Source organism: Acetobacter sp. DmW_136 (assembly GCF_008690365.1).
In the GTDB taxonomy this organism is placed as follows: Bacteria; Pseudomonadota; Alphaproteobacteria; order Acetobacterales; family Acetobacteraceae; genus Acetobacter; species Acetobacter oryzifermentans.
This window is the reverse complement of sequence record NZ_VHON01000001.1, coordinates 1-25,336: the sequence shown is the minus strand read 5'-3', so window position 1 is coordinate 25,336 and position 25,336 is coordinate 1. Positions and strand designations below refer to the sequence as shown.

24 protein-coding genes are annotated in these 25,336 nt (G+C 51.8%); 12 read left to right on the top strand and 12 right to left on the bottom strand.

The window, feature by feature from the left end:
* Positions 1–107 precede the first annotated feature (107 nt).
* The 10 genes from FKW31_RS00140 to FKW31_RS00095 form a co-directional block, all read right to left on the bottom strand.
* Positions 108–3,191: an ATP-binding protein gene (locus FKW31_RS00140; RefSeq protein ID WP_150177064.1), complete on the bottom strand. Its 3,084-nt coding sequence runs from the start codon at positions 3,189–3,191 to the stop codon at positions 108–110.
* A gap of 12 nt (positions 3,192–3,203) precedes the next feature.
* A complete protein-coding gene (locus FKW31_RS00135; RefSeq protein WP_019089372.1) occupies positions 3,204–3,830 on the bottom strand; it encodes a hypothetical protein in 627 nt (208 codons plus the stop codon).
* An 11-nt stretch (positions 3,831–3,841) separates the two neighbouring features.
* A complete protein-coding gene (locus FKW31_RS00130; RefSeq protein WP_042788886.1) occupies positions 3,842–4,288 on the bottom strand; it encodes a hypothetical protein in 447 nt (148 codons plus the stop codon).
* Positions 4,289–4,379: 91 nt separating this feature from the next.
* Positions 4,380–4,916 carry a hypothetical protein gene (locus FKW31_RS00125; protein ID WP_019089374.1) on the bottom strand — a complete coding sequence of 179 codons (537 nt, stop codon included), beginning with the start codon at positions 4,914–4,916 and terminating at the stop codon, positions 4,380–4,382.
* 10 nt (positions 4,917–4,926) lie between these two features.
* The gene (locus FKW31_RS00120; RefSeq protein WP_150177062.1) at positions 4,927–6,099 is read right to left on the bottom strand and encodes a hypothetical protein; all 1,173 of its coding nucleotides are present in this window, start codon (positions 6,097–6,099) and stop codon (positions 4,927–4,929) included.
* Positions 6,100–6,173: 74 nt separating this feature from the next.
* Complete coding sequence (locus FKW31_RS00115) at positions 6,174–7,409, bottom strand: DotG/IcmE/VirB10 family protein (protein ID WP_087636603.1); 1,236 nt, start codon at positions 7,407–7,409, stop codon at positions 6,174–6,176.
* A complete protein-coding gene (locus FKW31_RS00110; protein WP_019088692.1) occupies positions 7,409–8,389 on the bottom strand; it encodes a DotH/IcmK family type IV secretion protein in 981 nt (326 codons plus the stop codon). The genes FKW31_RS00115 and FKW31_RS00110 overlap by 1 nt, the downstream gene beginning before the upstream one ends.
* Positions 8,390–8,393: 4 nt before the next feature.
* Entirely contained in the window at positions 8,394–9,029 is a 636-nt protein-coding gene (locus tag FKW31_RS00105) for a DotI/IcmL/TraM family protein (protein ID WP_019088693.1), read from the bottom strand.
* A gap of 135 nt (positions 9,030–9,164) precedes the next feature.
* A complete protein-coding gene (locus tag FKW31_RS00100; RefSeq protein WP_150177060.1) occupies positions 9,165–10,052 on the bottom strand; it encodes a hypothetical protein in 888 nt (295 codons plus the stop codon).
* Between the two features lie 560 nt (positions 10,053–10,612).
* Positions 10,613–11,443: a helix-turn-helix domain-containing protein gene (locus FKW31_RS00095; protein ID WP_019088695.1), complete on the bottom strand. Its 831-nt coding sequence runs from the start codon at positions 11,441–11,443 to the stop codon at positions 10,613–10,615.
* 218 nt (positions 11,444–11,661) lie between these two features.
* Here FKW31_RS00095 and FKW31_RS16245 point away from each other — a divergent pair, with 218 nt between their 5' ends.
* Genes FKW31_RS16245 through FKW31_RS00055 form a run of 7 tightly spaced genes read left to right on the top strand, consistent with a single transcriptional unit; the run spans position 11,662 to position 18,499 of the window.
* The gene (locus tag FKW31_RS16245) at positions 11,662–12,141 is read left to right on the top strand and encodes a hypothetical protein (RefSeq protein WP_019088696.1); all 480 of its coding nucleotides are present in this window, start codon (positions 11,662–11,664) and stop codon (positions 12,139–12,141) included.
* Positions 12,142–12,167: 26 nt separating this feature from the next.
* Complete coding sequence (locus tag FKW31_RS00085; protein ID WP_019088697.1) at positions 12,168–12,551, top strand: hypothetical protein; 384 nt, start codon at positions 12,168–12,170, stop codon at positions 12,549–12,551.
* A 23-nt stretch (positions 12,552–12,574) separates the two neighbouring features.
* Positions 12,575–13,111: a hypothetical protein gene (locus tag FKW31_RS00080; protein WP_150177057.1), complete on the top strand. Its 537-nt coding sequence runs from the start codon at positions 12,575–12,577 to the stop codon at positions 13,109–13,111.
* Positions 13,111–14,298 carry a hypothetical protein gene (locus FKW31_RS00075; protein WP_019088699.1) on the top strand — a complete coding sequence of 396 codons (1,188 nt, stop codon included), beginning with the start codon at positions 13,111–13,113 and terminating at the stop codon, positions 14,296–14,298. The genes FKW31_RS00080 and FKW31_RS00075 overlap by 1 nt, the downstream gene beginning before the upstream one ends.
* Positions 14,299–14,354: 56 nt before the next feature.
* Positions 14,355–15,689, top strand: coding sequence for a hypothetical protein (locus tag FKW31_RS16240; protein ID WP_238332689.1), 1,335 nt, complete (start codon positions 14,355–14,357; stop codon positions 15,687–15,689).
* Positions 15,690–15,702: 13 nt separating this feature from the next.
* A complete protein-coding gene (locus tag FKW31_RS00060) occupies positions 15,703–18,072 on the top strand; it encodes a DotA/TraY family protein (RefSeq protein WP_019088701.1) in 2,370 nt (789 codons plus the stop codon).
* 16 nt (positions 18,073–18,088) lie between these two features.
* A complete protein-coding gene (locus tag FKW31_RS00055; protein ID WP_019088702.1) occupies positions 18,089–18,499 on the top strand; it encodes a hypothetical protein in 411 nt (136 codons plus the stop codon).
* A 405-nt stretch (positions 18,500–18,904) separates the two neighbouring features.
* Here FKW31_RS00055 and FKW31_RS00045 read toward each other — a convergent pair whose 3' ends face one another.
* Both FKW31_RS00045 and FKW31_RS00040 read right to left on the bottom strand, forming a co-directional pair.
* Positions 18,905–19,525 carry a hypothetical protein gene (locus FKW31_RS00045; RefSeq protein WP_019088703.1) on the bottom strand — a complete coding sequence of 207 codons (621 nt, stop codon included), beginning with the start codon at positions 19,523–19,525 and terminating at the stop codon, positions 18,905–18,907.
* The gene (locus tag FKW31_RS00040) at positions 19,522–20,529 is read right to left on the bottom strand and encodes a thiol:disulfide interchange protein (protein WP_026019309.1); all 1,008 of its coding nucleotides are present in this window, start codon (positions 20,527–20,529) and stop codon (positions 19,522–19,524) included. Before FKW31_RS00040 ends, FKW31_RS00045 begins: the two co-directional genes overlap by 4 nt.
* Positions 20,530–21,227: 698 nt before the next feature.
* On the opposite strand from FKW31_RS00040, the gene FKW31_RS00030 reads away from it, so the two are divergent.
* The 5 genes from FKW31_RS00030 (at position 21,228) to FKW31_RS00010 (ending at position 25,061) form a co-directional block, all read left to right on the top strand.
* A complete protein-coding gene (locus FKW31_RS00030; RefSeq protein ID WP_019088706.1) occupies positions 21,228–21,506 on the top strand; it encodes a DUF2312 domain-containing protein in 279 nt (92 codons plus the stop codon).
* Positions 21,507–22,275: 769 nt separating this feature from the next.
* Positions 22,276–23,091 carry a helix-turn-helix domain-containing protein gene (locus tag FKW31_RS16235; RefSeq protein ID WP_338028355.1) on the top strand — a complete coding sequence of 272 codons (816 nt, stop codon included), beginning with the start codon at positions 22,276–22,278 and terminating at the stop codon, positions 23,089–23,091.
* Complete coding sequence (gene repC / locus FKW31_RS16620; RefSeq protein WP_338028356.1) at positions 23,043–23,570, top strand: replication initiation protein RepC; 528 nt, start codon at positions 23,043–23,045, stop codon at positions 23,568–23,570. Before FKW31_RS16235 ends, repC begins: the two co-directional genes overlap by 49 nt.
* 154 nt (positions 23,571–23,724) lie before the next feature.
* Positions 23,725–24,018 carry a hypothetical protein gene (locus tag FKW31_RS00015; protein WP_087636601.1) on the top strand — a complete coding sequence of 98 codons (294 nt, stop codon included), beginning with the start codon at positions 23,725–23,727 and terminating at the stop codon, positions 24,016–24,018.
* On the top strand, positions 24,015–25,061 hold the full coding sequence (locus FKW31_RS00010) for a Fic family protein (protein ID WP_087636600.1): 1,047 nt from the start codon (positions 24,015–24,017) through the stop codon (positions 25,059–25,061). The genes FKW31_RS00015 and FKW31_RS00010 overlap by 4 nt, the downstream gene beginning before the upstream one ends.
* Positions 25,062–25,336: the final 275 nt, after the last annotated feature.

Below are 25,336 nucleotides of genomic sequence, written 5' to 3'. Positions count from 1 at the left end.
GGACCTAGATTTCTGGACGCTTATACACATCGCTGCAGCGAGAAATTGGATCAAGTGCTAACAGGCCCTAAGGAAAAGATATAATCATCCCCGTAGAGCCAGTGTTTTTATTCGGCAGCAATAGGTATATCGTTATCATGATCCATTGAACGAACTCTATCGTGAACGCCAACGGCAATCCTGCGGCCTTCAAGAATTTCCTTGGCGAGATCATCAATCACGCCTAACTCTGCTTCTTCTGCCGACAGACCTGTTTCGTTAATGCGAGCATGCCGTCGTCGCGTGATTTCGCCTATCGCGGATCCATCGGGAAATACTACAGCGAGATACCGCAATGCCATTTGGGAGCCTATGGCGTTGAACAATCGTGATCTAAGTGCTGTATCTCCAGGGGTGGAACTAAAACTCCACAACTCAATAGGGCCGAGAACGTTGATTAGCTGAACTTCATACATCCCTTCAGCGGCATTGAGCTGCAAAAAGAAGGGAGCGCCATTCCGACCCGGGCCAGGGAGTGCATTTCTGACGATCCATGCACTGGCCGTGGTTAATTCCCATCGTGATATCAGTTGCTCAGCGTCTTTCCCATCGCCCTTTTTAAGCACCCAACGCCCCGTACTCTGTCCCATAAGATCATCAGAAAAATCTCGTGGACGTTGCGAAATAAACCCAAGCTGGACGCCGTGTTTTCGGCCTTCACGTGCGTCTCTTACTGCCTGTGCATTAACTTGTGGTGCCGATTCAGCACGATGCCATTCGTCGTAATCAAGGCGTTTGACCGCCTCCTTCATTTCCGTGAAACGCGCGAGGTGATAATCTCGCATTTTGGAGGGCATCACGGGTTCATCGGCATATTCTGGATGAAGGAAAAAGTTTCGCGCAATGAGATGTCGGGCAAGCATATACATCAAAGCCGTCTGACGATCGGCTGCCGCTGAGCCTTTGGGAGCAACTTCTGCTAGATCAATCATGATCACACGGGCATCGCCCAGATCGAGTTGGGTTGGGGCCGCTAATGTCGGAAAGTTCTTGATGACATTCATGATATAACGATCAAAAACATCAATTAGGCTTTCCCCTGTTTCAATCCTGATTTTTTCGTAACGCTTGGAAATTTCGGGTGTTCTGGCGGCTCGCAGCAGATCCTGCAGGACTGGCACGGCATGACGTTGAGCAATCCCGGCCATTCTGTAGTCGCCAACGTCAATCAAGGCGTCAACGACATCTCGCCACCAGGTTGGATCCTCTTCTCCACCGTGATGTGGCAATGTCAGGTTATGATGCTGGATGGCAGCATCAACCATAGGCTCAGTTCCGGGTCGGTAGAGTTTGGGTTCACCTCCCGAAACGTCCGTGCACAGGCGGTATGCCTCATCAATCACGTCCTGTACAAGATGATCCATCCCTTCAAAGGGGGGCTTGCCCAGCGGAGTTGCAAGCAGGGAAATAAAGTTTTCAAGGAACACGCGCTCCAATGGGAGCGGGTATTCAAGTCCCAATTGAAGGTCAAAGACGTTGACTTCATAACCTTGGGTTTTCTGCATTTTCAGGTAAGCCGCTTCATGAGCGCGTTCTTGTCCCAGCGCAGCTTGCAGCAGTGAGACAAAACCCTGACCGCCGGGGCCAATATCCACTTTCCCGATGAACGGCAGTTTGGCACCGTTTCCCGAAAGAGCTTCTGAACTTAACACAAGACCAAGATTGATTGTGTTGCTCATCACGGTCTTTCCCCCACCGGGCGGCGCAACAATGATATCAACAATTGCCTCTCGCAGTCCTCCCCCAGTCGGATCGAAAGACCAGATTGACCCATCGGGCCTGCGGAAAAGAATACTCCCCCGTTGCCATGGCGATGCGCTTCGCACCCATGGCATCATGGTAAAAGCCTCGCCTAAAGGTGCGAGTGAGGGATTGGCGGTACTGCCCAGAGAAAGTGTTGGCACCGAGCCCATCGCTGCCTCCAAGGGGTCGCCACTAACCCGTGTTGTCTTACAGTTGCCCCATCCTTCAATCGCCTGTGATAAAGCTGAGGCCTGACGGCGCAATTTGGCATCCTCACCTATGGGAGCCCATGTTGCGGTCGTCATGCGTAGGCGAACGGAATTGTGGTTTTTCTTTTCCCGCATTGTCCTCAACGCGGCAAATGAACGGCGGATATCTTCGTTTCCCGGTAACATTGCCAGAAAACCTGCGCCGACCTCCTTCAGGGCGAAGGCGGCTCCACCACCGCTTTCCAAAATCATCGCACTGCGCCACGGGATACGCTTGCGTCCAAGGGTCGCTGACAATTCCGAAAATGGACGCGGATCTTCAGGTCCGAGTTCCATATCGACCGGCGCGTAGCAATAATCTCCGATGTTGACCAGTTGACCGCCTATGGTATCGGCATCCGCATTGAATATCTGGTCACGGATGGCAGGCCAGAGTTCCCCCTCAGGCAGAGGACCTTCCGCATCAGGGGTATCAGGCAGACGTGGCATAACACGGTCGCCTATCAGGCAGGGCTTCCACTTTGAAGCTGCTGTTTCGCGATAAACAATTTCACGCGTGATGCGCAGAGCTTCATGCGGGTTGATGAGAGTGCAGGATATATCCAGACCATTCAAAGCGCCTTCAATGCGATGCACAGCTGCGGTGTGCCGTGCCAGCATGATTTCGCTGCGCAGGGCAAAGCGTTGGGTATCTCCAATATTGGGAAACGCTTTTGCTGTTGCGGCCTGTTCTTCGGAAACCTGTTTGCGTTCTTCACGGCTCAATACACCCTTGCGTGTCCAGAGCACATAATACGCCACTTCTGAGCGCATGACATTTGGCCAACGCTTGCTTCGTTCACCAAGGAGGTCATTAAGATCCAGGCCCTGTCTGGCGGCAATGGCACGGCAGGATCGGAGACAGAGTTGATCAATTTCCTGCAGAGCTGTGTCAGGGTCAGACAAGTACCATCCGACCAGTGCATGTCCTTTTTCTTCAAGCACACCCTGGAGTTCGATCCGCTGTTGCTCTGCCAACTCGGCAATTTCCTGTCGGGTGCACATCCGACGTAAACCGTTAATACGCAGCACAGAAATATATTCACCACGTTTGGTAACCAGATGATCATCGTGGGTCGTTTCAACGTCACAAAAAGACTGCAACGGTTGACGGAGTGAGAGGCTGAGGCCTGCAAGAAGGGTGGAGATGTAGCCTGCCATTATCTGAACCTGTCAGGAGTTTTGAGGAAGAAGGCGTAAGCGCGCTTCCAAAATATCGGGATAGATGTCATCAGCACCTTCGTAGAGACGACCCAGCGGTAAAAGCCTGAGATTTTGGCTCAGATAAGTCAGTCCTTGGGTCACCCCTTTACAGGATGTATCTGCCATTTGAAGTGCGATACTGACGTGGGATGGTGCTGAGGACTGCAGACGCCGGAATGTCTCATCCGACCTTGCCAGCAAGGTGCGAAATGTTTGTGCTGCGGCGATACCTTCGGGAGATAACATTCCTGGCTCACGCCCCATGGCCAGAGTTGTGACGATCTGCGTCCATTCACGCAATTTTTTACCGCATGCCCTATAGAGAGCGAGATGAGCATAAGCTGTCAGGGCCAGGATCTGTCTTTGCTCGAATTCGGGACACCAGATCAGGATGCTCTCCCGATCTATGGAGGGACGGTTCAGGGATTGTAACAGGTTGCAGGGATGGCATACGTGCACGCCTGAACCGCCCCATGAAAAGCTGGCCCCGCCCAATGGGAGGCCACAGCATGCGCAAGTCGTGGTGCCAGCTTCTGCCTTTACGGGCTGAAGTCCTACAAAGGGATGGACGCAAAGGCAGAAGTCCGGCTGTGTCATGACCCTGTGCCTCAGTTACCGCCAGTGAACTGGTAGGCCTGCGCCTGGGTGCCGACTGTTGCCTGACCGCCAGAAGCAGTATTGGCAGCTTTGTTGACCCACTTGGGTCCGGTTGCAAACAGACCGCAAAGAACCAGTCCGGCAATCCCCATGCCAATCTTGCCAGGGGTACGGGTCTGCTGGTTGCGGCTTTCCCACAAAGCCCAGACGCCAGCGATAAAGCAGACAAAAGCAAGCACGTACATCACTGCGGCGGCAACCGTCCCACCGGTTGTCAGCCCTTCTTGAGACATGCTTTGAATCTGCTTGCCCAGTCCATCACCAGATGACTCCACCGCCTGTGCGAAGGCATGATTGGCTGCCAGTGCCAATGTCACGCCACTGACGGCTGCCAGTCTCGATGTGCGACCGATCAGAGTGCGAGTGGACGGTGTTGGTTTTTCAATGAGTGCGTTCATTTGTTTTGCTCCGATTGTCATGACTCTGGGGTGATCCCCACGATTGAGAAAAGCTGTTCATCATGCGACGGAAAACAGGTTCTTTTCTCCGTCAGCTTGGCCAGTAGCTAAGCAGCCAGTTTGCTTCCTTGACCGGGTTGAGAAGAACCACTCCCAAAGCAAACTGACAAACAAGACCCAGCTTGCTTCGGTTGTTCTTGCCGGTCATGGCGCCTTGCCAGGAGAGAAGGGCGAAAAAGGCGACCCACGCACCGAATGTTTCGAAAAACAACGAGAAATCTTTGACAATTTCTATGATGGCGTCGTGTGGTCCTGCCCCTGCGATCGGTGACGTGCCGTCTGTATATCCCGTGGGGGATGCAGATTTCAGGCTGACCTGAACATTCAGTTTTGCGGATGTCGCGGATTTCGTCAGTATCCGATCGAAGGCTGCAAAGGCACCTGAGAGGACAAGAGACAGGTAGGGCGCCCATGGTTTGCCAACGAAAGGATTCTGAGGCTGGCTCTGCTGCCACATTCCCCATACGGCGACAATGAAGCAGTAGCATGCTGCGATATAGCAGGCCGTGGGGAGAAGCCACGATGCACCGATGGCAATATCATTGAGAAAATTGACGAGCCCTTCCACGTCATTCTCCTCAGTTGATCAGACCATGATCAGTCTTGATCACCCAATTGGTGCCAACCTGATAGATGGATTTCACTATCCCATACCCCCTCAGGTTGGTTCCTGGTTCAACTTCAAGCTGACTTTGTTCTCCTGCGGGTGCGTTGTCGTCCTGGACCATCCCCAATAACGGAGAGGCAGAAACAATCCGGTAGTGCGGTATCCAGTTATGCGGCGGACGTGGCGCAACCGGGAGTGTCTGAGCTTGCTGTGTGTGGGCAAGTGGGCCTGCGGAAGAAGGAGAGGGTGGTCGTTCAGGTTGAGACATGGCGGCAGCGAGTGCACATTTGGCCTGATCTGCGGCGTCTTCTCGCGCAGTATTGGGAAGATCAGTGGCATCTGCCACGGCTTTGCGGGCTTCCAGCAGGGCAAGGCGGCGCAGGAAATCGGCGCGGGCTTTCTGTGCCTCATCACGTTCGAGCTGCAATTCCTTCCGCAGGGCGGCAATTTCTGTTCGAGTGTTTTGAACGAGGGCTGCTTCCATTGTTACAAGCTGCAGCACATCGACCTGGTCTTTGGGGCTCATGGGAGCGGCAACCAGATGACGTGCGGTCTCAGTCGCAGTCTGAGGCGTCAGAGACTCAGGAGGCGCCTCGTCGGCATGAGTTCTCGCGGCCTGCAGTCCAGACGGCGATGGCACAGACGGGGAGGCCTGGTTGCTATTTTCTGGGCTTTTATGGCGCGGGCCAGCCGCGAGCATTGCGCTGAGGTCATCAGATGGAGCCGCGTGCTGAATGCTATCTGATGCCTGCGGTGTGGGGATGTCCTGTGACTGGGGAGGTGCAGCAGATTGTATTTTTTTGGGCACAGGTCGGGACTGTGGGGAAGCCACCATGCCGACTTCCTGTCCTGCTTGCTGCATGACGGGAGATGTGGAATGGAATGCCCACCAGCCTGTGAGCAGCATGATGAAAGCGCCAGCTGCCCCGCCTGCCAAAAGAACTCTTTTGTCTGAGAGCTTTTCCCCTATTGCTGTCAGCCCCTGTTTCTCGACAACGTCTTCCGTTTTTGGCTGAGGTGGGTTCTCTGGTTCAGGTGATGTCTCTACCTGCTCTGGTGCCTGAACCAGGTTATTGGGGCGGAGATGGCGGATTGTGCCTGTATCATCCTGCGGAAATGCAAAATGACGGGGTTCTGCTGACATGATCCTGTCCTTTGTGTTTGAAACTGGGGACAGGATCACGGATCATGATGCGACAGGATTGAAAAAAATCATGGCTACTGTTTAGCTGTCACATTAGCGGTAAACACGACACCAACACTGACATTGGCGGCGAGATTAACCCTGGGCTGGGTTGGCATCTGTTGCATCAGGGCACTGTTGATCTGGCTTGCGGCCTGACCCGCGGCGACACCTAACTGTTGAGGAAAATTAAGGCGCTCAACATAATTGACGTTCCCCAGACCTCCAATTGAGCCAACCGTGTTGGATGTGGTCTCAAGTGCGGATCCAAGTCCCTGTACGAATGCTGCTGCTCCGGGAAGCAGAAAGCGTTCGACATAAAGTTGATCGACGCTTGATGCCACAGCCGCTTCCATTGTCTTGGGCGCGACAACCATACCTGTCACCGAGAGGGTTTGGCCCTTATGCATCACGGAACGCACGGCGAGGACAAGGCGATTCATATGACCTCCCGCACGTGAAACTGAAGCAATCATTCGGTCTCCGGCAATAGGTCCGGAATCAGCTTCCAGAATGACATCCCCGTTCAGATCACTGTTTGTCGCGGTGACAGTATGGGCATAAATGCCCCGACCGGCTGGAATCAGAATCTTATTCTGGGCGGAAGTGGAATTGCTCGCAGCTTGGGAGAGTGAATTTTCAGGAGATTTGGATGTGTTGGCCTTAGATCTTGCCGATGGTTCATCTTTGGGGGTCAGCTCGTCTTGTGTGTACATGACGGACGTAACCGGCATATGAGGTGACAGGGTTTTACGTAGATCAGCAATAGCGTCAGCATAGAGTTTGTTTTTGGGGTTTCCCCCTTGCCCATCTGCAGGTGCAACAGCATAGGCAGGAGAGGTCTGAACTGGAGGTTGTGCGGGGATTTCCGCAACCTGTGGAGAAGGCGGGGATGGAAGACGCTTTGCCATTGAAGGATCTTCGTCTTGCCCGACTTCCCCCACTTCATGAACGGGCTCAGGCGGGTTGGCTGATTTGCCAGGAGCAAGATCAGGCGTGTAGGACTGTCCGGTATTTTGGGCCGTGGTTGCGCCTTCCTCTAAGTCTTGTTTACGTAGTTCTTCCTGTTTTGGCGTCGCGTTCAGCCCACCGGGGAGTGGATTGACTGCCTGAGTAACGCCGGCATTTGACTGGGGCATCTCTCGATGATGGATGGAACTCAGAGCGAGTACGCCAATCACCAATGTGCCGACCACACCGCCGATCATGAACAGCCGACGGTTGCCTCCTTCACCCGCACGGCTGAAGATCTGTTTGAATTTGAACGCCATTATTGCGCCTCCCGGATGCTGGCGGATACGGTGCGACCTGAATCAGATAAAAGGACATAGGGTGTTTCATGAAAAGCATAGATGGTGTAGCCACCTTCGCCATGTTCAGAACTGTCCCAGGCGGGCGTCATGAGGACGAGTTTCGTGCGCAGATACATTTCATTGCCAATTTTCCAGGCACGCACATCATCTGGTGAGACACCTTCAACACTCAATGGAACAGCGGCAGCTGGTGCAATGCCGCTGAGCATTGCGTTGAGATAAGGATCTCCTGTTGCTGGAGCACCGGGACGTGTATCAATTTCTACCTTGGCGTTTGGACCATCACCGGCAACGCGGACGGTCAGGTTGTCATCATAAGATCCTCTTCCTGCCAGCAAGAGGAAAGAGATGGGCTTGGGAGCATCCTTTAGCGTTACCAACAGACCGCCACGTGGTTGCAGTGAGAGCGGTTGAATGTTGATTGTATTGCTCCCTTTGTAAGGAACGCAGACATAAAAGCCTGATGTCTGCACGGCTGGAGACCCGTTTTTATCAGAATTGCCATTTGCCGAAGCACCACAATTGGTCCCGCCTGTAGCATTGGCTGTCATGCTTCCGATATTCCACGCAATCGGCCATGGCTGGCCCGTCCGATCGACGAAAGACAGCGCAGTAGGGTAGCCTTTGGCAGTGAAAATAATGCTCGTCTGTTGACCGGGTTGGAAAGATACACGGATGGCCGGGCGTACATTGGGAGAAGCCATTTCTGTTTGAACCGCTTCCTGAGCGCGATCAACCTCCTTGAGACGTTTGCCCAGGCGGAGAATTTCTTCTGGTGTCAGAGGGATAGCGTCGTGTTCCGCCTGCTGGCGCGCGATCTGGTCAGGATCGGGCATGCCGGTCATCTGTGTACCGGGTCCAGTTGGTTGCGTCTGGGCATGAGCCACAACTGACATAAGGGCAAACGGAAAGAAAAAGAGGGATTTCAGTATTTTCATGGCCTTAATTCCCCATAGGACCAACAACAAGTTGGCTGATGGCCAGACCATCGGGATGGTCCATATCGTCAACACGATCTATGACCATGGTCGCCATGAGCGTCTGGGTGTTTTGTTGGTTCACGTTTTCACAAGTCTGGATGAAAGGAAACTGAACCACGTAGTGAACATGACCGTTCACAACCTTCTGGTCACGAATGGTTGCCGCACGTGTAGGCTGAGCAAAACACAGAAGTTTTGCCTGTTTCAGTTTATCAAGATTACCCGCTTTGATGAATGAACGTGCAAAACTGTTCCATCCATCAATGGTGTAATGCGCTCCAGAAGTATTCAACTGCGACGGATAGTCGCGATAGTTGATGTTATAGGGCGCTATACCCCAACGTACAACCCACGACAGCAGTTGATCCTGTCCAAGAATGGGACTGTCCAGTGGTACAGCAGGCCGTGGCGGGTTCTGCCCGTCAACATAAAAGAATTTCGGTCGTGGCGGATTTGCCCAGATATAAACATCATGAATCACAAATACGCACAAAAGTGCAGACAACGTAATATTGACCCAAAGGGATCTCTCGACAACACGCCCCTGAAAATCCGGGTCACTTAAACGCCGGAGAACGTCTGGTTTCTGCCGTTTCATCGTGCGCCTCCAAGGAAGACGCTGACAGCCCCTTTATAACCTTCCATCGATCTGTCCTTTGCAAAAGTTGATAAGGACAACGTGAAGGTTTCAGATGCGACCAGATGTTTTTATTTTCAGATCAACGTTATTTTTTTATGCTGTAAGATCATACGCGGCGACCAGACCACGCAAGCGCCGTGATTTGCGTGCACGGCGGCTGAGCCGACGCAGTTTACTGTTCGTCCAGAAGCGTGCCCCTTCCATAACACTGCAGTGACGGCGGAAAATTCCACGAGATGTAATATACTCAATTGCATTTTCATAGATAAAATAAACAAGTTTTTTGCGTCGGGATTCAGGAATGCACTCTTCCAGACTGGCGTGTGAGCGAATGGCATCTGACGTCAGGAGGAAATCCTGCGCGATGACATGATGGCTTTGAAGTGCGAAATAACGATAAGCGCATTCAATATTCGCTGCCTCATTCCAACGGATCTTATCAGATCGTTCCATGCAGGTAATTGTCACAAGATTTCTGCAGCACCGCACTCGGTAAGTGCGTCCCCGTAACTCTTCGCGTGTGAGCACACTGGCCTGTGCCCATGTCAGTATTGTCTTTTTGTTAGACTTGAGAGCGCTGTTTCGTAATTCTGTTTTATGTTTTTCTGCTGTCTCACGTGAGACTTGTGTTCGGGCAGGGAGCCCTAATGCTCGACGCTTACCAGAAACACTGGAGCGGGAGCGCTTAAGTTCTTTTGCGATCTCATCAGCTTGTTCGCCTCTAGTCCACATTTGACCGAGGATAATCAGTTCTTCTCGTTGCCAAGCCTTTTCCCGATTTGGCACACGATAACCATGCATGACGGGCGCTTTGTCCCAGTCTTCATAAGCAGCTTGCGCCTCCTCAATTGTGACCCCAAGCAGTTCTGAAGTGAGAGTAAAATCTCGTGTCAGACGCATGACCTTTCTGATCATCGGAATGGAAACAGACTGAGGAATCCAGAATCGATCTTTTCTCGTGATGACAGCGCAATCAAGCATGACCTTATTCCGTCGTTTGATGAGTGATCACCACGAAATAACACTGCAGCTGCCTATGAGGTCAACAGATATAAACGGAGTCATAAGATCCTATCACAACAGCAAACGTGTACAGGGTCGCAAAAATCATGATGATATACTTTGGCGTTCAACGTTGCGGCTGAGCGTTGCAGTTAACTATCCAAATGAGATAGTTCTATTAAGTTGTTGTTTATTCATGGGAATATATTTTGCTGTGCATAGACGAGTATCGTTGCAGACAAAAAGTAAGGGCCACTTTTGGGGATATAAAAACACGATAGGAGATCGTGTGAACGCACATAAACGTGATTGTTATGGCTCGTAATTAATTATTCATAGTCGTGAGGACAACGGCAATCATCCTGAAAGGACTACGTTGTGGTCCAGCCTATAGCCAGCCCATGATTGAAATGGATGCACAAAAAACTCTAAAGATCACCCGAGAGAGTACAGATCTATCCTGAATACTAATTGTTTCCAGATAAGAATTCTGCCAGTGACTTGTAAACACTGGCAGAATCTATAACAGCCCAACGACATCATGATGATTCAAATGGAGATGTACCTGACGCTGTGCGAAATAAATATTCCACTGTCGAAAGCATCTCGTTAACAGAGCTAATCTGACCACACGCAATTATGGACGCAGCTCGCCGCTCAAGATCAATTTGGTCTTTTTCAGTTTCTGGGTCTGTTTTGAAGAAGAACGAAATCGGTGCCTGTAATGCTTCCGCGAGTTGATATAACGTTTGCATTGAAGGGTTTTGTAGACCTGCTTCAATAGCAAAAATCGAAGAAAATGGTACGCCGGAAATACCTCTCAGTTCAGATCTTCCCAATCCTCTAACTATTCTAAGGCTCCGGACACGTCGGCCAATCATGATGAGAATTTCAAGCGATCCCGGTACTTTAAACCCTGATTCTGCAGCAAAAACGGCAGCCGTTTCTTCAATAGCTGGATTCGTTGGCTTTCCCATCTCCGACAATGTTTTCATTAATCTCAGCAGGTCGGGCTTGGACGTCTCTAATGCTTTAGCGGCTACTGCAAGCGAATCAACATCTTCTTGTGTCAAAGGGGGAGGAAACGGTTCCAATGCTCCACCATGCGGGGGCAGCACATGGTCGAAATCAAGTTGTAATGCTTTTGCAAGTCCGAAAAAAGTGCCAACGGAAAATGGTTTGCCAGTTTTCTGACTTGTCCTGAAATACTTGATTGTACTTGTATGGATACCAGATAATTTCGACAGGGTCGTGGGGGTTATACCAATACGTTTGCACTGTTCAGTTAAAGTTGCGCTGATGTTTCGGTACAAAAGCCCATCTTTAAACAGTTTCGTGTTGGCCTGCGTCTCTTTCGGTTTCTTAGACATTCCATAACTCTTTCTCGGCAGGCGTCCCGACCGCCATAAGATCGGGAACAAAACACCACGCTCATGGTGCTTTCTAGTAATGCGTAACGTCCTTTCGTTCGTTAAACTCCATGTCAGTCAATACCAGTCAATATGTATATATTGATGGTTAATTCGTCGTCATACAGTTTCTGGTCGCATCTTAACGATTTTCATATGGTTTCGAAGGAGAGAAACCTATGATTATCCCTGCTATCTGTCTTGCGATCAGCGTAACGACACCAAATAATCCCCGTCATTCGATGTTCCATAACGCTGCATTCCAGCTGGTGCAGCCAAATCAATCGAAAAATAAGGACGAGCAAGTCCATTCTATTCCATCAAACCGTGATCAACCGACTGAAGAGACTGTTGAAAAGCCCTTAGCCGAAACTGGAACCGGGGAAATTAAGTCTCATCGTAGTCATTTTCGTCGTGTCAGCGGCTTTGGAAATGAGGTGCCTCTAGGCTTTGCCGTTCGTCAGATTGTCCCATCTGGTGTGCGCGTGAGTTTTGGAGGGGATATTGATACGACCCGACTGGTTAGTTGGGCAGGCGGAGACACATGGAACCGGGTGCTGGCCGCGACAGTTGCGCAACTCGGATACTCCATCGATGTTGGCCATAACTCAGTCAGGATTATCACAAAAAAAACTGTTTCGTCGCATGATGAACGGTGACGCTGGCCTCATTCAGGAGGCAGATCATGGCACAAGCGTCATTACAGAAGACCCAACGCGACCAAACTCAGCACGGCGATGTGCTGATGGCAATCGAGAATCTGGCAAGGGATATCGCGCAACAAGGACGTGATTATACTCTGCAGCGCCTGCAGCAACCAGATATCCGGACATTATGGGGCAAGACACTGGATGTTGTCCCACCCGAATACTGGAATGAACTTCGTCAGGCGCTGGATGAACTTGCCGGTCCACATGGCAGTCTCTCTGGTTTATTGACGCCTGAATCCCAGTTTACCAGAGGCGTATTTGGCCGTGCCCGTGTTGAAACACTCGTGCGACTGCTTGCTCCTGAACGCTTGCAGACTTTGGCCAATCTTATTCCCTCTCACGCAAAGATAATCCCATGAAAGCAAGGTCTTTATGCTTTCCTATGGTCCTTTGTCTGGGACTGTTGGCTACCCCTGCGTTTGCTCAACAGACCGAGCAGGGAAGTGTCGGATGCGCCGAGTTAACTCAGGCGGCCGCAAATGCAATCAACCAGCGTGTACAGGCCAATGATGCTTACGAAAAACAGCCAGATAGTATTGGTCCTCTCTCCTGCCTTGATGGTTTCCTTCATGGGCAGGGTTTGAACGTCATCACAAGCGGCCTGGACCCAATGTCCCTGATCCAGAACCTTGAAAGCCAGTTGGGTTCCCAGATCTGTCAGGCAGCCCAGAGTGCGTGGGGGAATGCCATGGGAGGCACACAATGCAGCCTGAGCCTGTCAGGTATCAATCTGGGGCTTGGGTTCGGAAATGTCGGGAGCGGCACCATGTGCCCGTCTCTGAATTTTGGCGGCGGCGGACCGCCTTTAGCCTCTGGCGGGTTTGAGACTACTGGAGGATCTGGCGGTCTTTATGTGGAAAGCAACCCGCTTCTTCCGTCGGGATACAGCGCAGATAGCGCTATGGATGGGGTGTTCTGATGTCGAAGCAAAACAGGCGAATTACGCGCACTGCACTGCTTGCTGCAGGGGTTTGCCTCTTGACTGTCAGCATCCAGCCTCAACGCGCTTATGGCTTCATGGGTGAGGCTGCTGTTGTCGGGGCCATTCATGCTCTGCAGTCTTTTATGGGCAAGCAGATGGATAAGGTCGGGGAAAACATCACCAATAGCCTCAACGACATGACGAACCCAAACTCGGTGTCATCCATGATCCGCGATGCCGCCACCCAAGAAGCAAATTACGCCAAGGGACAGGTTGCGGCACAAAGTCGGATAGCGGATGCACAAAATACAGCAATGGCGGCATTTCTTCGGCGTCAGCAGGAAACCGGTATTCGCGACGAGCACATGATGTCCCCGGAATTTTGCGGTGGTCTGGACAGTCAGCAGGCTACGATGGCGGCTGCGAAAGCCTCACGATCTGCATTGGGAGCGATTACCACAATTGTCGAACCACGCGGAGAAGCTGGCAAAGGTACGCCCTCATATTACGGGCGGGCTCAGGGGGTGGACGCAAACACCAACTTTCATTTGAGACGGTATTGTTCCCAGGAAGATGTTGACGCAGGACTATGTAGCGCTGTCTCCCGCCTGCCCAATGCTGACCAGCGTGCCAGCACCCTGTTCATCGCCGATACCCTTTCTGATGAGGGTGGTGTGGATGCCGCCAATGACTATTCGACGACACTCATCCAGCCGGTTGCTCCTGCAGCGATCCGCGGCGAGCAAGCAAGCAGCACCATGGGGCGTGAGCAGATGCTCCAGCGCCGGTCATACAATGCGCGTATGTCACTGGCGAGGTTTGTCATGGCGTTCATAACGTCATTGGAAACGCCTTCCGTCTCCCTCACGTCCGAGCAAAAAAAGGAAATGCAGGCTGAGGGTCTGCAACCGCTCGATCGCGCATCGTGGCTGCAGGCCATGAGCCTTGAGGTCAATCGTCGCGTTTCAAGCGTCAGTTGGAATGCAGCCCTTCAGGCAATGCCAACGGCCAGCACCCTGCGGGAAATTGCGACGGAACTGGCTCAGTCAAACTATCTCGCCATGCAGAATTATCGCCTTGGACTCTACCAGGCATCCATAGGGGCGACAGGTATCGCCCAGAACGAGGAAGCACGTTTGCAGCATGCCTCGAACAAGATGCCGTCTCCAACCATCAATCCTTGAACCAAGAGGCCACTATGTCAGAAACCCTTACCCAGACTGCCGATCTGGCAAATGTCATGGATTATCTTGATCGCACGAAAGATGTGGTGCGAGAACATGCCCCGGATATTGTTCAGCGCTTTGAGCGCCTGAAGGAACGGGCATCGAGAGCGCCTGAAGATGATCTATTTCTTCGGACAGAGATTGCCTACGCAGTCCAGGATTTTTCGCGGGTAGCTGGCCCCGTTCTTCCTGATACGCACCCTTTGGCAACCGAAATGGCAGAACTGGCAACATCTGCTCCCGATGTGCAATCCAAGGATGTCCAGAAGCTGATTGCTAAAACTGCAAACCTGACTGATCAACGTCTTGTGGATCAAATTAGAGATGTTGTTGATCACATATCGTCTGGAACAGCAGATCCAGAGCATCCCGATGTACTATTCTCAATTGATAAGCTGAACCGGGCTATAGGCACAAAGTCGATTGTTAATGACGTGCAAAACGAATCCGGGCCACAATCGACAGATGAGAACAGGCCTGGTCTACATCCTTCTCCGGGAGGCGGGCACGCGGAAGAAAACAAACCATCTGCAGATCAGACCACACCACAGAAGGAAGAGGGCCGAGCAGGTCCTCAGAATGCCGAACCAACCACGAAAGAGCCTGTAGGGACTGATAAAGAACAGAACACGGTTGATAAAGAACCGGAAGCACAAAAGGATCCTGACGCTCAGGTTGTTCAGAAGATGAGCATGGGTGCTGCGCTTGTCGGCGGCTTCTCTCGTTTGGCCGGTGCCTTGGCGACAAAACTTGAAGCAGAGCCCAGTTCAGTATCTCCCGGCTGGCTCGATAGGGCGAGAGAGAAAAGCCAAAGGCATGATGCCGCCCGAGCAGAGAAGGACATGGACCATACCGCCCATCTAGGTTCTGAAGCAATTGAGGCCATGCAAGCTCTTCGACAGGGGCCAGGATCAAGTATTCTTGCTGCAATTTCAGAGGCCGCTGCCAGTGACCCGGGCGGAATGTCAGCAGTGCTATCCGAAATGAAACCCGGTGGAAAATATGCGTCTCTGCATGGTCAGTTTGAGGCTGAAAAACAGAATAATCAGGCATTCGCCAGCAACCTTGAAAATGCGGCCAGTAAACTTGATGCCTACGGGAAGGGACGGGAAGCGGCCCAGAAGGTCGGTGAAACCATGAGCACGACAACGCGGGTGGAGCAACGCTTTGCACAGATAGATGCACAGATCGGTAAGGAGGCCGAAAGCCTCCCAGGAAGCAAAGCTGGGACGTCCATGGTGGAGGAGCTCGGGGAAAAGACCAAAGAGTTGGTAAAAAAAGCCGTTGAAACCCTCGCACGTCTCTTTCGCGCCGCACCGTCCAGCGGCCCGACAATGTCACCGGGCTGAGGGAGCAACGGCCATGACACTTAGAGGATTTCTGGCATCGGTGCTCATGGTGCTGGGGTTAGCGATATATGTTCCGTCCGCGATGGCGCAGTCTGGATCAGTAACTGGAGGCACTACCCAAAGCACGATGTCAGACTCATCATCTGATGCTTCCGGTTCTCATACCGTGACGTGGGATCTGCTTGATCCTGGAGATGATTGGACTGCGGTTGTGGTTCGCTCGATCTTTCCCGTGTTTTCGTCAGGAGATTCCTCCATAGGGTCCGAAAATACGGTTATTGGCACCATGCTGGCCTGGCTGTCCGCTTTTGCCGGGGTGATTGCTGCTGGTTGGGTGACTTATCTGTGGTTCAATACCAATTTTCGTGGTGCCGAGACAGCCAAGCTGCTTGGTGATAATCAGTCCCAGATGTCGATCGTCAAGATCGGTCTGGCGGCACTGATGATGTTTCCCACGATATCCGGCTTCAACGGTGGGCAGGCTGTTGTTGTCCAAGGCTCGCTTTGGGGCATCGGGATGGCAAAGACTATCTATCATTACGCGGTAAAGGCCATTGGTCCGGATGGTAAAGCCATTGCGACACCGATCGTACCGGGAACCAAAGGAATTGTTCTCAACCTGGTGAAGGATGAATTCTGTCGGTCCCTGTTAAATGTCGCTTCAAATAACCCCAATCTGATTCCTGTGCCAGTCGGGCGAACGGTACAGGGCATTTCAGGACAATCCATAGGTCTGGTGGTGAACTATGCCTACAACATGACATTGGGGGATGGCACACCGACTTGTGGCGCAATCAATCTGGAAACGCCCGCAATGGGCAAAACCAACCTGGCCGGCGTGTCTGTCGATACGGCTACAATGCAGAAAAATGTGCTTGATGCAGTGCTGGCATCCGACATCCGGGGGCCCGTGGAGACTGTTGCCCGAAATTTCTGGATGTCAAAGAAGACACAGGATCTTGCGCCTCTACTGCAAGTTGTGACGACGGCGACAAATGACTACACGTCCAGACTGACCGAACAGGCGGCTCAGATGCGCTCCCAACTCGAAAAGGCTGTCAGTGATCGATCAACAACCTTAAACCAATGGGGTCTCGGCACAAACGGAGATGCAACAAATACCACCAACCGTCTGGATAGCCTCGGCTGGTCTGGTGCTGGCGCGTATTATCTCGAATTTGCCCGACTGAACGGGCAGACGCTCTCTCTGATGACTGCCACCCCTAACGTCACAACGCCGAGTTACAGTGGTATTGGTTCTGCTCTTGCGTCGGATGTCGCTCCTCTCATCCAGTCAGCGCATACCTTTCTAGGCAATATTGACGCCATGGTTGCAACGACTGATGGCATGAGCGCGCCGGGTGGGAATGGTGACCTCTATTCAGGCGCCATGCCCGGTGGCGATGGGTCCAGTGTTGTGACACAACTCTTTCGTGCCTTGCACCTCAACGATTATGCGTTGCAAATGCTGGTCGGGTTTATGGAACCTTCTGGCACAGGGGGATATTGGATTGATCCCTTTGGAAACCTTATGTCTCTTGGGCACTGGCTTATTACTCTTTCTGTCACGACCATGGGCACAGCGTCAGTTCTGTCTTCAAATTCTGGAACGATCAGTACGGGTATTCTTTCCTTGCTGGCAGGTCAGCCCGAAGGGACCGTTGCGGCTGGGCTTGGCCATATGGCGATGCAATTTTTCTCTACACCGATCATGGCAGGATGTATGGCCATGCTCGTGCCAGGACTTACCATCGCGTTTGTTCTTCCCATGGTCCCGTATGTCATGTGGATGGCAGGTATCGCCAGCTGGTTGATCCTTGTCTGTGAGGCGGTTGTGGCAGCACCTCTATGGATGCTTGCGCATATGACGCTGAATGGTGAAGGGCTGCATGGCAACGCCCGGCAGGGTTATGCGTTATTGTTTGACGTGTTGTTTCGGCCAACACTCATGCTGTTTGGTCTTTTTTTCGGGTATTTCGTGTTTGATGCAATGTCTTGGCTTGTGCACCAGACATTTGGGGTCGCGGCCGGATTTGCTCTTTCACATGGTTGGCTGGTCAGCAATTTTCTGGGCATGTTGCTTCTGGTATGGATGTTTGTGTTGCTCCATATGATTCTCGCACTTGCATCGTTCAGGTTGATTGCGATTGTGCCAAACCGTGTCCCGCAGATACTTGGTTTCGGCGGTGGAGAACGGATTGATATCGATGCGTTTAGTCGAGATGTTGCAGCAGTAGGCATGGCTGGAGCAATGCAGAAAATGCAGCAATCTTTGGCACCCGATAGAAATCTTGGTGTTGGTAACGATGGTCAGCCACAAAAAACGATTGAGAATAAAATAGGAGGAAGTTTAGATACAACTATGAAAAAGAACTCGACATAAGAGAGGAAGGGCTGAGATGTCTGAAAGCGGCCTCGGATCATTTGGCGCATTTATGCTAGGGCAAATTTCGGCAGAATCATCTGCCGCCTTTCAGCAGCAGGTTGCCATTCTGCGGAATCGTGGGCGTTCTGCAGCCAATGAAGACTATAATCGTGTTTTAAAGCTCGCCCTTCGAGGGGAGGAAGTTGCAAAATTTCTCGATAAAAAGCTAGATACTCTTAAAGCTGAGCTTGCTACAGAACGTGAGAAATCTGCCGCTCTTGAAGAGCAGTTGGCAACGGCCAACGAAGCCAATGCGGAACTACAGAGACGCCTGGAAGCTGAAAAGGCCCATGCCGTCATGCTTGATGATCGCCTGTTCGATTTGACGATGCGTCACGCCAAGCTTTGCAAACAAACCGGCACGACGGAAACGTCTTCGACATAAACGTTTTTGATCGCATGATGCGGCCGCATTGTTTGATCCATCACAATGGAGATGACAATGCGGCCTTTCTTTTATCTTCCGCTCGCCCTCATGTTGGCTTTGTCAGCCTGCGATGGGGGTAATGTTGAGTCAGCGTCCCATGCTCATGGACCGAAACCACCTCGCCTGCACAATCTGTATTATGAACCCAATGGAGCTTATGGTTCTGCGCGAGCCATATGGGCACCCCCCGTCTACAATCGTGAGGGTACCATCGTAAAACCCACAGACTCACGCAACGATACGGGTCGTGAAGATTATGAGCATTCACCGTGGGCAACGGGAGCGAGTGGCGGGGATCAGAACGCGCCTCCCGGCACTTGGTGAAATAACGAATGGGTCGCCTTTTATTGGGCGGCCCAATCTTTAGGGGAGGCGGGGAAGCAGGCTATCCGCTCTGTCCAGAAATTCTCGGAAAGTCGCGATCTGGCGTGTCCTAAGCTGCCAGTTTACAGAGCAGTTCCATAAAGATACGGAACCCAGAAGAGCCAGAAAAGGCAGAAATGCCACGGATGAAAGCAGGCGGCTGCTTGTCCAGGGAAAGAATATCATTTCTGTTGACCACATTATAAACAAGACAATGGTCAGAAGACCCGCACATAAAGCGCGGAAAAAAGTCTCACGCTGGCATTTTCTGATCACATTATACAAATCATCATCTGTCAGATAACGATAGGGAATAGCACTCCGAATGGCAGGCAATGGCTTCTTTCCAACAATGTCATTGCGTGCGTCTTCGATGAGTTCATGATCATCGTCTTGTAAGGAAGGTGGATTTGGCACTTTACCCTCATCCTTATGTGGCTCAAGCTTTGCTGAGAGTTTAAGGATGGTCCAGAGCAGACGGATGACATTAAAATTCCCGCTAATTTGACGCCAACCTACGGCGTCACTTGGCGAGCCTGTCACGTGCTTTGCCAGTTTGGCCGTCGTTTTTATGACGCCTTTTTTCTGAGAGGCTTGGGAAGAATTGTCGTGTTCGCTCATCGCGCCAACTCCCCCAGAAAAGAAGACACATCGGTCGGATTTCCCTCTAACCTTCCCAATGAACCGTCTGTGCGGATCCAGAGGAACGTCGGCGTGCCCTTGAGTGCAATGCTTTTAGCAAACGTTCCATTCTCTGCGAGTTGACTGGCAGCGTTAGAGGCTGGTGTGTCGGCCCGTTCATGAAGGTGTCCCCCAAGCCATGCCCGCACCATATCTGTTTCAGGATATGATAACATGGCTTGAGCATTGCGCGTGCTTTCTCCGCGATCTTCGTAATCCAGGACTGAAAGCGGAACCACTTTCAGGCGAAGTTTTCCAGCTTGTACAAGCGGCATCAGATTTTGAGCCGCCTTGATGGAATACATGCACTGCGGATCTATCAGCATGACGGCCGACGGCGCAGAAAAAGATCCTACCGTCCCACCATGCAGAGATGCCAGAACAGTTTTTGTGATCTGGGCACCATCCATCCGAACAGATGGAACAGCTCCAGGAATATGCTGGATTTGCTGGCGGGTGACATCTCGACCAGATGCGTCCCAAAGAGATCCTGACACCGCGGCTTGTCCATCTGGCGTTGCGTAGATTACCTGAAAATGGGAACCATTTTGCAAAAACATCCCTCGAATACCATGCCACGGGGCAAGATCAGTTGCGCGTTTACCAGAAAGCGAACGCAGAGTGTCATAGGGAACGGGGATTGCTGTTCCACCAAGCACTCCACGATGATCTTTAGGCAAGAAATAGACAAACACGCGATCTGGGGTATAGGCGGCGCCAGTTTCAAAGCCATGAAACTGACCTTGGCTTGCGAGATGAGCACCAGAACCAGTCAGACGATTCAGAGCATCGTATGAGTCAGAAGGGTTTGACCGGCGCTCAGGTGGTAAGGATGGAGAGGGAGTGGATGATGTTCCGTTACTAGCGATAGAGCATTGTTGAGCCTGAGTGACCGTCGGTGCGAGCAGGATAAGGGTAAGGGCCAGCGGATAAAAACGTAACACGGTTTTCTCCCTACATAATGTTGGGAGAAAATTTATCGGGTCAGGATGCGACAGAATGTTTTTTTTTGTTGCTTCTGCAATTTGTCAAAGATGCTGGCGGTACCCAATGGAGTGGTTCTGGGGTTGCCTCTGGAAGAAAGGGCCTTACGTTTTTCAAAAAACGGCTAATAAGACGTCGCTCTGATGGTGTTGCAGTGCGTCTGTACCATTTAATCGCCTCAATAAGATGAACCCATTGCTCTCTTGGAAAAGACAAAGTTAACACGAGTGACGATCTTAATATGGGATGCGGGCAATCAGGGATAACGCGGCAAATATGTTTCTCCCAAAAAACAATTGCCTCTCGAACACATATCGGCAAATCTTCTTTTGCCAGCAATGCAAGGGAAGAAAAACCCCGATAGAATTCCTCGTGCATTCAAATAATCCCTTTATGCCACCAGAGGTTGCTGACCACCTCTATTTCCGTATTTCCTTGTTTGTTAAGTTATTACGGATAGTTACTGACTGTGTCTTCAAATAAACCATTTCACGGAACCGGGAGAAACCCCTGTACACGCATCCGTGAAGAACAAATGTTCCTCAATCTTGGCTATGTGTCATTTTGGTCGCATGACGCCTTGTTAAAGTCATCATTCAGGCCTGTTCGGTCGCATCATCACTCAGCATTTTCGACCTAGGCTTTTGAAGGAGGCATCATGCTCGCTACGATTGAAACTCAAGAAACTGAAACAGAGGCTCAGGTCGGTGGTATTGCCGCTGATCGCTTGCGCTCGATTATTGAGAGGGTCGAACGTCTCGAAGAAGAGCGCAAAGCGCTCGCCTCGGACATCAAGGATATTTTCACTGAAGCCAAATCGGCCGGGTTTGATGTCCGAACCATCAAACAGATCATTCGCTTGCGCAAGCAGGAACCTGCAGAGATAGAAGAGCAGGAAACACTGCTGGATATCTATCGGCGTGCGCTTGGAATGTAAGAACGCAACCTGGCTGGTGCCTGCTGTCTATTTCGCAAGACATAGCAACCTGCCCCCCTGATACCGCTTAATCGGATCGAAAAGGCGGCCAAACCTACAAAATAAGGAGAAGGCATTCGGCAGACAACAAGCGGAAAAACCGCCATTTCCAAGGCATATCAGGCGAGGATAATATGGAGATCATAGGATTTCAGAGCGAGAAGATGACAAGCTTAAATGACTAAGTAAGATGTCCTAATTCGACTCGTTTCCCATGGGACAACATGACCTTCTTAGGCAGCTTAAACGCCTGTTTTTGCAGAAATAATAGGGTCGTTCATTGTGGAATCAGTCTCAAGCATTTAAGCCCTTGTGGTTGGTCGCATCATGAGTGTGCATTCTGTCGCATGACGAGCACGTTTCAGGAGCGCCAACCAGAGACACTCGTTCGCATCGCATTTTCCTATGAAAGGAAGATACGGAGCGTTGAGAGACCCAAGAATGACGATGGCCATGCCCCAAGTGCGGCGTGATCCGTCGGTAAGAGCGAGAAGGAAGAGAGAGCCATGACATAGTTTCCCCCCAAAACGACTGAGGCCCCGCTTTCGCGAGGCCTGCAGACACAAAATACATTCCCTGAGGGGGATGTCGGAAGAAAAATAGTTTGGCGACAGTTTTTCTCCGACATATCCCGCAAAATTGCAAGCTTTTTCTTGCCACAGGGGGCGTTTGTCCTGCGGGTCAGCATCGCAATGGGGGAGGTATTCCCATTCGTCGGACAAAAAGAATAATGTTATCAGAAGGTTATTCCCGCTCTGCGGGCATAAGGAAAATCACGCCTGCCATGGTCGCGGCGCGAACAACAGCTGAGGCTCTGCCTCTCCAGGCCGTGGAAATGAGCGACCTCTATCGCTATCTACGCCAGGGGCGGTCGATTCTCGGCCTGACATGCCAGCAGACGGAACTGCTCTGTTATCTGATTGCATTCACCCAACCAGCCGACTGGTCGGGTGAAGACGATATCCTGCCGGTCTCCACCGCATCCAATCTGGATATCCAGCAACGCTTTGATCTAGGGCGAACCCGCGTTAAAAACCTGTTGCGCGAGCTGGCCGAAGCAGGGTGGCTCCTTCACCGGGATAGTCCCAACGGACAGCGTTACCGTCGTTCCAACCCTTTTACTCCGCGAAGCCAGCAGGCCTACGGTTTTGATCTTTCTCCGCTTGCCCGCCGATTTGATGATCTCAAACGTGCGGCTGAAACGGCTCTTTGGCGCCAACAGGAAGGTCGTCGCCTCCATCGGGAGGTTACAACACTCTCCCGCACCATCTACGCCCTGTTTCAAACCGCAGAAGAAGCAGGGGTCACGGTGAAAGACGGAAAACAGATACTTGCCCGTACCTCTGCTCTGGTCAGTCAGCGGGGGAGTGAACGTGATCCGAAATGGCTTGACCCCATCTGTCAGGAACTTCGTCAGATTTATGAGCAGGTTGAGCGGAAGATCGCCTTTGCCAAGGAGATGACCGTCTCTTCAGACACCTCTGATTCAGTTCCTTTATCTGTGGAAAGTGCCCCCATTATACTAATACAAACTCAACCAATTTAGCTAAAGCTACTGTAAAAGCGGCCGGCTTCGCCGAAAATTGCAATGAAGCTTCGCGTAGTCGGTCGTCCTCGTCCTCCCGTGCCGCTCAAACCCAACCTGTCCCCTCGGCTGTTACAGATCCGCTTCGTGGTTTCCGGGCTAAGCCATCTTTTGTCCTGCATATCGCCCCGATTTTCCGGCAATATTGCAGTTCCGACAGACCGGCAGAAACCGAAATCATTCAGGCCGCACTCTTTGCGTGCGAGCAGCTTGGAATATCCCGACATGCCTGGGCCCAAGGGCAGGCGGTTTTTGGGGATTACCCGAATGCCGTGGTGATTGCGGCAATTGCTGCACGGACAGACGCAGGTGAAGTGCGCTCACCAGGAGGCCTGTTGCGCGCCATGATCGCACGGTTTCTTGCGGGACAACTCGCACTGGATCGCACCCTTTATGGGCTGGCGGAAAAGCTGAAACGCGGACCGACTACAGTGCAGTAATCACGGGAGCGGGTCTCGGGTAAGTGGAAATCGGAAATGCTTTCTGGTCGCATAATTGTCTGGCTGACTCCTGATTGTAGGAGATCATACGATGCAGACGATAAGGGATACGTATCCCCATTCGCTCGGCACAACCGGGAGGACTGAGGGCAACATGAATGAACCAACGTGCTTTCCACGGGTCGAGCGTTATCGAGAGGAATTGGCCAAACTGACGTTTGAGCCCGTATCTCCGGAGATGACGTCTTTCTACAAGGTGCTGATTCAGGATGCGATGAGCGCCATGACCGAACATGACAGGCCAGAACGTAACCTGATGGCTGAAATTTGCTCCATCACAACATTACTGATTGAGGCGCGTGTGCCGGCTGAAATTCTCATGGATTATCTTGAACGCCTTCATGAGGAACTGGATGAACCGATCCGTCCAATGGAAGGAGATGAATGATGCCTGTCACTGACCCCTATCTCTATCCAGACACCGATGTTCTCGTGAACAAGAAGGGCTATCAGAACGCAGATCGCCTGCGCATTTTTGAAACAACCCGTTATCTGAGCCGGGCGATCACCATGCCGACCGCAACCAACTCACCATCTGCATTGAAGAATCTGCATCATCATCTGTTTCAGGACGTCTACGATTGGGCAGGACAATACCGGACATGCAACCTGTCAGTTGACGGCCGGAAAGGTCTTCACCCACAGAGTATTCATCAATCCGTTAATGCTGTTTTCCAAAACCTGAATGCGAATAATGGTCTGCAGGATCTGTCATCCGATCGTTTTGTACGGGCAGCAGCCACGCATATTGCCTCTTTGGATAAAATCCTGCCCTTCCGGCATGGGAACCAGCAGGTCACGTTGTTGCATCTTGCCCACCTTGCCAGAAATGCGGGGCATACCTTTGATCTTAGCCAACTGGATCACGACCAATGGAACAGGGCAAGCAGCCAGGCGGCAGTCAATGACGAGCGTCTCATGACGCATGCCATCGCCTCATTGTTTAAGTCTGGTCGTACCATGACGCCTGACCAGGCGCGCCGTGAAACTCTCTCGCTGCGTGATCCAGCACGCCATGAAATACAGTCCCGGATTGAGGGGGCCACCAGAACACTTGATGCAGGCCGAGCTGACAGCATCACGTTGAAAGAACTGAGGGGCTTACGGGAAGAACTGAAAGCTCTTGAGAGTGATACACAGGTTGGCACAGTTCTGCGTCATATTGATCAGGCCCAAAAGACCGGCATTGAAAAACTGATCGTTCTACCCGGACGGGACGGATCGGCGCGTGACGCCATCTATGCCATCGGTCGGGCAGCCGTTCGCAGTTTTGATCTGCGTGAGGATCAGCGTGCAGCGCAGGGGATAAAAGCTGAACAGGCACACTCATCTTCTTCCTGGTTTGCTCGGGCCAGTCAGAAACTGTCTGCGTCAGAAGGAACTGCCCCGCAATCAAATGGGCTAAAATCGCGAGGCCCTCAGATTGGATAGAACACTCTGTGCCTAATCAGCGCGATAACGGCGTATGATGCGTTCTGCGTTATCTATTGCATGCTCCAGATCCTCATAATTTATGGGTGCAAACGTGGGCACTGGTCCTAGGGGCCGGATGTCCACGTCCTCCTCTAGAGGATTGGTCTCCTGACTTTCGCTTTTTCTCGGTCGCCCGCGTTTCCTGCCTGGTTGGGGCCTTCTGGGTGGCCGCACGATCTCGCGGAGAGGTTCAAGCTCTTTCAGGGCGAACAATCGCCGTGCTGCCCGATGCG

Coding starts and splice junctions, on each gene's coding strand:
- FKW31_RS00140 (WP_150177064.1), bottom strand. CDS start 3,191: ATGGCAGGCTACATCTCCACCCTTCTTGCAGGCCTCAGCCTCTCACTC.
- FKW31_RS00135 (WP_019089372.1), bottom strand. CDS start 3,830: ATGACACAGCCGGACTTCTGCCTTTGCGTCCATCCCTTTGTAGGACTT.
- FKW31_RS00130 (WP_042788886.1), bottom strand. CDS start 4,288: ATGAACGCACTCATTGAAAAACCAACACCGTCCACTCGCACTCTGATC.
- FKW31_RS00120 (WP_150177062.1), bottom strand. CDS start 6,099: ATGTCAGCAGAACCCCGTCATTTTGCATTTCCGCAGGATGATACAGGC.
- FKW31_RS00115 (WP_087636603.1), bottom strand. CDS start 7,409: ATGGCGTTCAAATTCAAACAGATCTTCAGCCGTGCGGGTGAAGGAGGC.
- FKW31_RS00110 (WP_019088692.1), bottom strand. CDS start 8,389: ATGAAAATACTGAAATCCCTCTTTTTCTTTCCGTTTGCCCTTATGTCA.
- FKW31_RS00105 (WP_019088693.1), bottom strand. CDS start 9,029: ATGAAACGGCAGAAACCAGACGTTCTCCGGCGTTTAAGTGACCCGGAT.
- FKW31_RS00100 (WP_150177060.1), bottom strand. CDS start 10,052: ATGCTTGATTGCGCTGTCATCACGAGAAAAGATCGATTCTGGATTCCT.
- FKW31_RS00095 (WP_019088695.1), bottom strand. CDS start 11,443: ATGTCTAAGAAACCGAAAGAGACGCAGGCCAACACGAAACTGTTTAAA.
- FKW31_RS16245 (WP_019088696.1), top strand. CDS start 11,662: ATGATTATCCCTGCTATCTGTCTTGCGATCAGCGTAACGACACCAAAT.
- FKW31_RS00085 (WP_019088697.1), top strand. CDS start 12,168: ATGGCACAAGCGTCATTACAGAAGACCCAACGCGACCAAACTCAGCAC.
- FKW31_RS00080 (WP_150177057.1), top strand. CDS start 12,575: ATGGTCCTTTGTCTGGGACTGTTGGCTACCCCTGCGTTTGCTCAACAG.
- FKW31_RS00075 (WP_019088699.1), top strand. CDS start 13,111: ATGTCGAAGCAAAACAGGCGAATTACGCGCACTGCACTGCTTGCTGCA.
- FKW31_RS16240 (WP_238332689.1), top strand. CDS start 14,355: ATGGATTATCTTGATCGCACGAAAGATGTGGTGCGAGAACATGCCCCG.
- FKW31_RS00060 (WP_019088701.1), top strand. CDS start 15,703: ATGACACTTAGAGGATTTCTGGCATCGGTGCTCATGGTGCTGGGGTTA.
- FKW31_RS00055 (WP_019088702.1), top strand. CDS start 18,089: ATGTCTGAAAGCGGCCTCGGATCATTTGGCGCATTTATGCTAGGGCAA.
- FKW31_RS00045 (WP_019088703.1), bottom strand. CDS start 19,525: ATGAGCGAACACGACAATTCTTCCCAAGCCTCTCAGAAAAAAGGCGTC.
- FKW31_RS00030 (WP_019088706.1), top strand. CDS start 21,228: ATGCTCGCTACGATTGAAACTCAAGAAACTGAAACAGAGGCTCAGGTC.
- FKW31_RS16235 (WP_338028355.1), top strand. CDS start 22,276: ATGTTATCAGAAGGTTATTCCCGCTCTGCGGGCATAAGGAAAATCACG.
- FKW31_RS00015 (WP_087636601.1), top strand. CDS start 23,725: ATGAATGAACCAACGTGCTTTCCACGGGTCGAGCGTTATCGAGAGGAA.
- FKW31_RS00010 (WP_087636600.1), top strand. CDS start 24,015: ATGATGCCTGTCACTGACCCCTATCTCTATCCAGACACCGATGTTCTC.